Source organism: Cryobacterium sp. Y62, assembly GCF_002929785.1.
GTDB lineage: Bacteria > Actinomycetota > Actinomycetes > Actinomycetales > Microbacteriaceae > Cryobacterium.
Map to the genome: position 1 here is coordinate 1 of NZ_PJJK01000028.1, position 2,515 is coordinate 2,515.

The following is a 2,515-nucleotide window of genomic DNA, read 5'->3' on the forward strand; positions in this document are numbered from 1 at the left end:
GCTTCGAAAACCCGGACCGACTTGCCAGCGTCGCCGGCGTCGCACCAGCTCCCAGAGACTCCGGTCGCATCAGCGGCAACCCCCACCGACCCCGCCGATTCAACCGACGGCTGTTACGAACTTGCTATCTCGCAGCACTATCAAGCTTGAAGAACAGCCCCGCCTCCAGGGCTTACTACGACCGAAAGCGCCGCGAAGGGAAAAACCACAAACAGACCCTGCTCGCTCTCGCCCGGCGACGCATCAACGTCCTCTGGGCAATGCTCCGCGACCACACCCTCTACCAGGAACCAGCCGAGATCCCGATGCTCAAAACCGCTTGACAAAGACATTGNGCGACCAGCCTGTCGTTGGCCTCTTTGGGCCGTTCGCTCAGCATCACTTTGTCGCGAATTTTACCCGCCGCGGTCAGCTGCGTGGCCCGCGGTTTCCGCGCTGATCGGCCCCGTCGCAGGTGCCGGTGCAGGTGAACTTCAACGTAACCACGGCCTTGAACGTAGAGGCTTTGATAGATCGTCTCGTGGGATACCTGCAGTTCGTCCTGCCCGGCGAACACGACCGCGAGGTCGCCGCTGATCTGCTGCGGACTCCAGTTCTTCCGCAACCGCTCCTCCACGGCAGCGGCAAGCAGTCGGTCGTCGAGCTTGCTCGGCTTGGGCCGGCCCGCTCTGATCACGCAGCGTTTCTGCGCGGCATACGGCCGGTAGCTGCGCGTTGTCGGGTGGGAGTTGCGACGCAACTCCCGACTAATCGTCGACGCGGAGCGCCCCAGATCCCGTGCGATCGCGCGAACGCCGGCACCACCAAGCCGCAGATCTGCGATGCGCAGACGTTCCTCTTGGCCCAAATAGCGTCCCGAAGACGCAACGGCCGGAACGGGTATTCGCCCGCCAGCGGCCTTGATCCACCGATATCCCTGTCTGCGATTCACTCCTATAGATTCGCACGCGGCCGCCGCCGATATCCCCTCACGGACCCGATCCCAAAACAAGTTCTCGCGATCCTTCAACACCACTCTCGACGCCATCAACAACACCTCACTCATACGGTGTTGCTACGACCCCTTGAAGCCGCCCTAGCTTCTGGGGACGAAACGTTGGCGGATCTCTCCGAGGCCTTCGATAGAGCTGACCAGCTCATCGCCAGGGAGAAGGTACCTCTGTGGAGAACGGCCAAAACCTACCCCGTCGGGCGTCCCCGTGAAGATGAGATCCCCCGGGTAAAGCAGGACTATTGAAGATAGGTGGTGAATCAAGTAGGGAATATCGAATACCAGGTTGCTTGTGCTGCCGTGCTGAAGCACCTCGTCACCGCGTGAGCATCTCATAGTTAGATTGCCGGGGTCGGCGATCTCGTCACTGGATGTGATCCATGGACCGGTGGGCGCAAAGCCTTTATAGGATTTGGCGACGGAGAACTGGGGTGCGCCACCGCCGGCGAACTGCAGGGCACGGTCGGAAAGGTCTTGTCCCACCATGTAGCCGGCCACGTGCTCCAGCGCCGCACTTTCGGGAATATCTCGGCCTCCTATGCCGATCACTGCTACCAGCTCCACTTCCCAGTCGACAGATTCGCTGGGGAGCTCCACTGTGTCTACTGCGCCGGTGAGTGACGAGACGTACTTGGTGAACACTGCCGGTGTCGTGGGCAGTTCGAGGTTGACCTCCGCGGCGTGGTCTTTGTAGTTCATGCCAATTGCGAATACTTGCCGGGGCGAGACGATAGGAGCCTCCAATTCGTAGGCTTCGACAGTCCGTGCACCAGCCCCCTCGAAATCCAATGATCTCGCCCATTCGTGTAACAGCGCCCAGTCATCCAGCAACTTCGTGGTCTGGGAACTGAAGCGCTCCTGGCTGGTTTGTGCGATGTCGAGGCCCCGAACCTGACCTCCTGCAGTTCGGATCAAGAAGGCCCGGTTGTTGACGGTTCCTATGAGCATGATTTACCTCCGATTGTAGGGCGATGAAAGGGTCTGAGACTTAGGCACTAACGCCGTTATCAGCAGCAGCAGCCCTAGATCGCGGCAACGCTGGCTAGAACGTCCGCCGCTCTCTGGGCAAGGATTAAGACATCTGAACTAAGCAGAAAAAGATCCACATGCAGCGACGAGAACTCGACAATCTGTTCAGGCGATGCTCCTCCCCACATGCTTATGTGGCAGCGGAACAACCCCAATCGCTTAAGTCGCGTCACCCTTTCCCCGACGGCAGGTGCAGACATCCCAACCGGTTTTGCAAGAGTCCGCTGTGACTGGCGGAATCCACCGAAAGGTGCTGCAGGACTGCAATATTGACGGCGTCAAAATGTTCAGGGTCCGGACCCGAACGGATATCCTGATTCAATCCGCCCAGCGGCGACCACATTGGCTCGGGCGCCTTTTCCACCGGCATCATCCATTTGATTTCGAATCGTCCATCTCCACCTACACAAGTTGGGGACTGCTGAAGGTTTAGTTGACACTTCATTTAGGCCGCGAGTGAGGCCGGTTGGTCCATTATTTCAAACTCGATCGGCG

3 protein-coding genes are annotated in these 2,515 nt (G+C 59.2%); 1 reads left to right on the forward strand and 2 read right to left on the reverse strand.

Translation table 11 applies throughout. The features are described from left to right. The coding region (locus CXY71_RS00255) for a transposase (RefSeq protein ID WP_146072687.1) at positions 1-323 on the forward strand (323 nt) is incomplete at its 5' end. Here the strand turns inward: CXY71_RS00255 and CXY71_RS00260 are convergent. Together CXY71_RS00260 and CXY71_RS00265 are read right to left on the reverse strand one after the other, a co-directional pair. Beyond that, positions 281-931: an IS30 family transposase gene (locus tag CXY71_RS00260; RefSeq protein WP_158252903.1), complete on the reverse strand. Its 651-nt coding sequence runs from the start codon at positions 929-931 to the stop codon at positions 281-283. The two genes, CXY71_RS00255 and CXY71_RS00260, sit on opposite strands and share 43 nt — an antisense overlap. Positions 932-1,075: 144 nt before the next feature. Further along, entirely contained in the window at positions 1,076-1,939 is an 864-nt protein-coding gene (locus CXY71_RS00265; protein WP_104133747.1) for a fumarylacetoacetate hydrolase family protein, read from the reverse strand. Between the last annotated feature and the right edge of the window lie 576 nt (positions 1,940-2,515).

Excerpts from the sequence above, each read along its gene's own strand:
- CXY71_RS00265 (WP_104133747.1), bottom strand. The coding sequence starts at position 1,939 with ATGCTCATAGGAACCGTCAACAACCGGGCCTTCTTGATCCGAACTGCA.